At 55.4% G+C, this 6,704-nt stretch carries 4 protein-coding genes; 1 reads left to right on the top strand and 3 read right to left on the bottom strand.

The genetic code is table 11. The annotated features are described in order from the left end of the window. The 3 genes from FDW87_RS20420 to tamA all read right to left on the bottom strand — a co-directional run. Positions 1–341 (bottom strand): gamma-glutamylcyclotransferase (locus FDW87_RS20420; protein WP_137380127.1); only part of this gene is annotated, 341 nt, incomplete at its 3' end. Positions 342–343: 2 nt separating this feature from the next. Further along, a complete protein-coding gene (tamB, locus tag FDW87_RS20425; protein WP_137380114.1) occupies positions 344–4,120 on the bottom strand; it encodes an autotransporter assembly complex protein TamB in 3,777 nt (1,258 codons plus the stop codon). Next, complete coding sequence (gene tamA / locus FDW87_RS20430; RefSeq protein WP_016155528.1) at positions 4,117–5,850, bottom strand: autotransporter assembly complex protein TamA; 1,734 nt, start codon at positions 5,848–5,850, stop codon at positions 4,117–4,119. The genes tamB and tamA overlap by 4 nt, the downstream gene beginning before the upstream one ends. 212 nt (positions 5,851–6,062) lie before the next feature. Here tamA and msrA point away from each other — a divergent pair, with 212 nt between their 5' ends. After that, complete coding sequence (msrA, locus tag FDW87_RS20435; protein WP_016155527.1) at positions 6,063–6,701, top strand: peptide-methionine (S)-S-oxide reductase MsrA; 639 nt, start codon at positions 6,063–6,065, stop codon at positions 6,699–6,701. Positions 6,702–6,704 lie beyond the last annotated feature (3 nt).

The raw sequence follows: 6,704 nt of genomic DNA on the forward strand, positions 1-6,704 counted from the left end.
TACTGGTCTCGGTCTAACCAGTTACCGCTTTCAATCAGCGTTAAGCCATCAACCGGACGTTGGTACACGTACATCCATGCACTTCCGTACGGCGTTTGAATTAACTGGCGTGCGTATTCACCGCCACGGGTACGCAGAGCGTCAAGCTCTGCCAGCGTGGCGTTATCAATACGATAAACTTCCCCGTGTACTGTTCCCTCTCCTGGAACGGCGCCTGGATAGTGGCCCAGGCTATACAACTGGTAGTTGTCGATACTGAAATTTCCCAGCAACAGGGCATTGGTCATCCAGTGGCTGTTGCCTTGTTTGGTTCGTAAACTGCCGTAGACAAATATTCGCATTGCTAAAACTCGAACTGATAGAGCAAATCAAGTGCCTGATCTACGCCAGACACTGCTTCCAGATATAGCTTAGGCATCAGACGATAACGTAGCGTGAGTGTCGCTAAGGAGTCAAATATACCCACACCATATTTCACCTGCAGACCTGGCAGTACGTATCCGCTGACAACCACCTGAGATGAATCACCCACCCCTTGTGTGTCCAGTGCCAGATTGCTTACGCCAAATGTCTCCCCGATTTTACCCACAACCTGACCACTTTGTGCAACCCCCAGACCAATAAGCATTGAAGTCATTGCCGCGCTGTCGCTCTGTTCGCTATCCAGTCCTTGTCCGCGTAGCAGGTAGGAAAGCGCCATTTGCTGCGACATCGCCGGGTCGGAGAAGATCTCCGCCTTCGGTTCATCGGCGGTGCCCGTGACGCGAACCCCGGCGATCACGTCGTCTTCGGTGGCTTCCGGGTTACGAATTGCTTCGATGTTGAGTAACGGCTGATCAGGCGGACCGGAGAACAACAGCTCGCCCTTACGCACAATCAGATCCTGACCATAGGCATGGAAACGTCCGCTCGGAATATTAATTTGTCCGTTCAGCCCCAGCCCCTGCTTATCCTGCACCACTTTCAGATCGCCCGTCAGACGCGCTTTTAGACCAAAGGCGTCAATACGCACGTTGTTACCGACGTGGATGTTCAGGTTGCTGTTGATCGGAATACCTGCTGTCTGCGGTTTCTCCGGTTGCAGATTGTTGTTAAGCATGACCATATCGCTGGAAACCCCTACCGCGCTCTCCGGAAGGTCGTGTACCACGATACGCGCCCACGGCACATCCACGTTGCCATCAAGGGTAAACAGGCTCGGCGTGGCTTCAAAGACCACGTCCGGCGATACGTCCAGGCGGACCATCGGCGGCACGGTAATACGAACCCTGCTGCCTTTAGCCGCAACGCGCGCCCGCCAGTTGTCTATCTGACTCCAGTCGGCATCGCCGCTCAGGTTAATTTCGCCCTGCTGCGTACGCACCACGCCCGCCAGCGTTGAGCGTGTTCCGGTGAAGTTAACGGCTAACTGGCTTGGCTGCATGTCAAACGGCATAAAGTTGCCGTCGATATCCAGACCGCTCAGTTGCAGTTGTCCGAGCAGTTGCGGGCTTTGCACATCACCGCCCAGACGTAGGTTGGCGTTGATCACCCCAGCCGCTTTTTCACCGCGCGAGAAAATGGGGTTCACCATCGCCAGATTGAAGTTGCGGATGTTGACGTTGCCGCCGAGACTGCGGCGTCCTTGCGGATCAGTCACCTGCACCTGGCCGTCAAACTGCCCGTTGTTGGTCAGGCGAATCAGCCAGCCCAGCTCGGCACGGTTATTGTGCAGGTCGGCGGTCAGATTCAGCGTTTCAAACGCCACAGGGAGCGGCGCATCGTTCACGCTTTGCGTGACCTTCACGTTACGTCCGCTCAGCGTAACCTGCCCCTGCGGCAGCCCTTCTTTGGTGGTGTCCCAGCTCACATCTGCTTTGCCAGTGAAAACGCCGCTGGCCTGGGTTGTATCCGGCATAAACGGTTTTAGCATCGCCAGGTCAAAGCGGTTAAGGTTCACCACCGCGCGTCCTTGTGCACCGGCATCAATGGTTTGCGGTACGCACAGTTCCGCATTCGGGTTGTTCCAGCAGTGCGGCCCAATGCTGATTTTCTGTTCCTGATTGCGATAATCCAGCGCGACAGGGCGGTTAAGGGACCACGGACCGACCGGCGTCTGGAAGCGGGTATCGCTTAACGCACCTTTCCAGCGCTGCTCTTTGCGATCAAAGCTACCTGCCAGGGAGAGCTGCCCGGAGACCGGTTCCCCCTGAATGCGCAGCTGCAGCTCATGCTGCTTTTCGCTACCTTTGGCATTGAGCGTAACCAGGCCAATATTCACGTCAGGCTGTACAATCCGCTCTACGCGAACGTTGAGATTACCAGCGATTTGCTCTGCCGATTTCACGTCGCCTTCGACGCGCACCTGAGCGACGGACAGCTCCTGCCAGCGCAGACCCCGGGCGGTGATATCCGCCAGCAGCTGTGGCGCTTCAACCGTACCGCGAACTTTTACCAGCCCTTTCGCCGTACCGCCCAGTCCCGGCAGCGCGTTATCCAGGCTCGGGGCATCAATCGTCGCGTCGAGATTGAGGTCTTTGACCCCCAGTTCCCCTTTCACATCCGCGCTGTTGCGTCCCAGTTCCAGATGCAGGCCCGGGATCGTCCACTGCAGGTAGCTGTTACCCTTCAGCGAGCCGTGCACATTAACCTTGTTCTGCTTCACGTTGCCGGTCAGCTTCAGCTCGGGCACCTCCATCTGCCAGCTTCCGCCGTACAGACTGCCGCGAGTTTTCACCAGGCCATTCAGTTTTGATGGCCACTCCGGGATCGCTTTCGCCGTGTTGATGCCATCCAGCGTTAGCTCCCCGCGCCAGCTGATCGCCTGCTGCCAGTCCACCAGCGCTTTCAGCTCAGTTTTCCCTTCCAGCGCCGCAACGCTGAGTTTGTCGAGATTGATCTGCTGTTCGTTGCCTTTGGCGTCCAGCGTGATGGTAGCCGGAGGAATATCCTGCCCTTTCACAGCGGTACGCATCGACAGCGTATAGTCGGTCATCTTACCGGTCAGTTTGAGCTTGATGTCATCAGCCTGGAACTGCTTGTCGCCAGTAAACGGCCAGTAAACCTGCTTACTCACCACCTCAAGGTTGAGCGGCAATCCGGCTTCCGCCAGACGCGCCTGCGCCCGCAGGTCCATATCCACCGGACCAGACAGATTTACGCCGACTTCCAGCTGTTCACGCAGCGCGCCGCCGACCTTCAGCTTCACCTTTTCGCCTTTTAACGGGTCGACGTTGAGCGTGCTGTTTAACGTAATATCGACCGGCCACGTGTCGGTCAGTTGCGCCGTGCCGCTGGCTTTTACCGTCCCCTGATTCGAGTCGATATCCAGTGCATCGAGTTTCATGTTGCCGTCAATGCTGCTCACTTTCAGCAGCATGTTATGTACCGTTAAATCCGTATCCCCGGTCACGCGCAGCTGCTCGCCGCGAAACGCTTCAATGTTGAGATTGAGCGGCAGATGGACATCGGTCATTTCCGGCAGCACCGGCTTTGAGAACAGATCTTTTAGCGTTTCGCCGAGCGGTTTTTCATCCGGTTGCGGATTTTGAATCTTTGGTTCGACAACCTCTTCCTGCGCCACTTCCGCCACTTTAGGCAGGGCAATCAGCAGCCCCTGTAATGACGTTGGCTTCAGGGTTAGCGTTTTTTCCTGCCAGTTCAGGCCGGAGGTAAATTCCAGCACCGAAACCGTGGTGTCATCGATTTTGATATTGATGTTGTTCAGCGCCACGCGCGAAAGCGTGATTGGGTAAGGTGTGGAAAGGTTAAGCGGACCGCTCTCTTCCTCTTCAACCGGCGCTGATGGCGGCATCTTTTTGCTGTCGATCGCCACGTTGATATTTTTCAGCGACAGATCGTTGATGCACAGGCTGCTGTCCCACAGGCAGTTAAGCCCCACGGCCAGATGCACTTCGCCAGCATTCACCGCCACGCCAGGTTGGTCATAACGAATATTTTTGAGCGATAAATCCCGCCAGCCGCCGGTGACCTGACCAATCTCCAGCCCCGGAACCCAACGATTCGCCGCTTTGAAGATCAGATGCAGGCCCGAAGTGGTGCCGACGAGGAACGCCACCGTGCCTAACAACAGCAGGATAAAAATCAGCACGCCGAGGCTTATCTTCTTCCATAAACTCATAATTCAGGCCCCAGACCGATGTAAAACTGTAAACCATGTTCATCTTTGTCGCCCACAGGGACAGCAAAGTCGAGCTTGATGGGTCCCACTGGCGATTGCCAGCGTACGCCGACCCCGGCACCGGTTTTGAAATCGCTTCTGCGGATATCGCTGACCGCTTCGCCGCTATCGACAAACATCGCGCCCCACCATTTTCCGGTCACGTTGTACTGATATTCCAACGAGCCGGTCGCTAGCTTCGAGGCCCCTTTCAGCTTGCCGTCGCTGCCTTCAGGCGAAATAGATTTGTATTTGTAGCCGCGAATGCTGCGATCGCCCCCGGCGAAGAAACGCAGATCCGGCGGTACTTTGTCGAAGTCCCCGGTTTCGATCCAGCCGAGGTTGCCGCGCATTACAAAGCGATGACGATCGTACAGCGTGCGGATCCAGACGTTTTGCGCCTGGAAGACGGAGAAATCAACGTCTGAACCCCAGGCCGTGTTGGAGTAATCGATGGAATAACGTTGGGAGTCGCCCCAGACTGGCATCAGACCGCCGCGCGAGCGCGTCCGGCTGATCATCACGCCCGGATAGAGCAGCATGGTGGTGTTAGTGACGTTACCCTGGGTAAAGTGGTCGAGGCTCCAGCGCAGGTTAATCGCGCGCTGCCAGCCGCTGGAGAGATCCCAGTAGCGGGAAACCGCAAGCGTAGTGGAGTCCTGCTCGGTATCGTTTAAATCGGTACGCTTAAAGCCCCCCTGCACCAGGTAATACTGCTCCAGCGGGTTCTTTAATAGCGGCATTTTATAACTGAAATCAAGAACCTGCTCTGGCGCAGAGATGCTGGCGCTGGTGGTCAGGCTGTGGCCATAGGAGTTCATCCACGGCTTTTTCCACGAGGTCTTCACCCGTGGACCGACGTCAGTTGAGTAACCGACCCCGGTTTCGATGGTATTTTCAGTTCGCGGCGACACCACGCCTTTCAGCGGCAGCACTTTGGTTTCACGGGCTTTATCAAATTCCGGTGCGACGACCACGGAATTAAACCATCCGGTCGCCGACAGACGACGGTTCAGTTCGCCCAGATCTTTCGACTCGTACTCTTCACCCTCTTTAAAGGGCACCAGATTTTGCAGGTACTCATCGCGAATTTGCGAGCCTTCAAAAGTGACATGCCCAAAGCGATAGCGTTCACCGCTGTTGTAATCGATATCCCAGAATGCCTGGCGGCGTTCGAGCGCTATCCCAAGCTGGCTTTTATTAAATTCACTGTCGAAATAGCCTTTGCGCAGCGCTACGCTGGTGAGTGATTTTTTGAAGTTATCATAGTCCCCCTGATTCAGCACGGTGCCGATTGCCGGTCGCGTTTTCAGCAGATCCAGGTAATCTTTATCCGTACGTGCGCCACCGCGCAGAATCACTTCGGTGCCGCCAATCAGCACCGGCTCACCAGGGGTCACTTTGGCAATCAGCACCTGGCGTCCTTTCGCCGGCGGCGGACGCAGCTCAAAATCAATGGTGGGCTCAAAGTAGCCCAGCGCTTTTAGCCCTTCGCGGATGGCATCATCAACGCGCGCACGAAAGCGTCGGTCTGGAGTGACTTCATCACTTTGAATCGTGGATAGCTGCGCACGGACGTTTTTCTCCAGCGGTCCTGATAATCCCTCGACCTGTAAGCGAACATTCGCTGCGGCTGCGGAGCCACTTAAGCACAGTAATCCCACCCAACATAACTGACGGATATGTGGCACATTTTCTCCTGAATATCCTTTTTTCCCACCCCTGGAAAAAAATACTATGCCGTTCCTCGGCTTAACAAAAAATCAACAATAAGAGTTGAAAAACAGACGACAACCCAAATATTTCTTATGTTTAACTCTAGACGTATTCACGCCGTTTATTGTGGGCAAAGACGCGTCTCGTTACAACCTTAACCCAAATGACTGATTTCGGGAGAACGGCCATGAGTTTATTTGATAGAAAGCATCTTGTTACTCAAGCAGATGCCCTACCTGGACGCAACACCCCGATGCCAGTGGCAACGCTGCATGCGGTTAACCAACATTCGATGACCAACGTGCCCGACGGTATGGAGATAGCCTTTTTCGCCATGGGATGTTTCTGGGGCGTTGAACGTTTATTCTGGTCATTACCCGGGGTATACAGCACAGCGGCCGGATATACCGGCGGCTACACCCCTAACCCAACCTATCGGGAAGTGTGTTCCGGCGATACCGGACACGCCGAAGCGGTACGCGTCGTCTATGATCCGCATGTTATCAGCTACGAGCAACTGCTGCAGGTGTTCTGGGAAAATCACGACCCGGCGCAGGGCATGCGTCAGGGGAACGACCAGGGGACGCAGTATCGCTCCGCCATTTACCCGTTAACGCCGGAGCAAACCGTCGCGGCACGGGCAAGCCTTGAGCGTTTTCAGGCAGCAATGACCGCCGCTGGCGACGAGCGCACCATTACAACGGAAATCACTACCGCAACCCCGTTTTACTATGCCGAGGACGATCACCAGCAGTATCTGCATAAAAATCCTTATGGGTACTGTGGCATTGGCGGGATTGGCGTTTGTCTGCCGCCACAAGGATAATCG

Origin of the sequence: Citrobacter sp. wls826 (genome assembly GCF_005281245.1) — a bacterium.
Lineage (GTDB): Bacteria > Pseudomonadota > Gammaproteobacteria > Enterobacterales > Enterobacteriaceae > Citrobacter > Citrobacter braakii.

What these genes read in the sequence shown, in the direction of transcription:
- msrA (WP_016155527.1), top strand. Translation starts at nt 6,063, where the DNA reads ATGAGTTTATTTGATAGAAAGCATCTTGTTACTCAAGCAGATGCCCTA.
- tamB (WP_137380114.1), bottom strand. Translation starts at nt 4,120, where the DNA reads ATGAGTTTATGGAAGAAGATAAGCCTCGGCGTGCTGATTTTTATCCTG.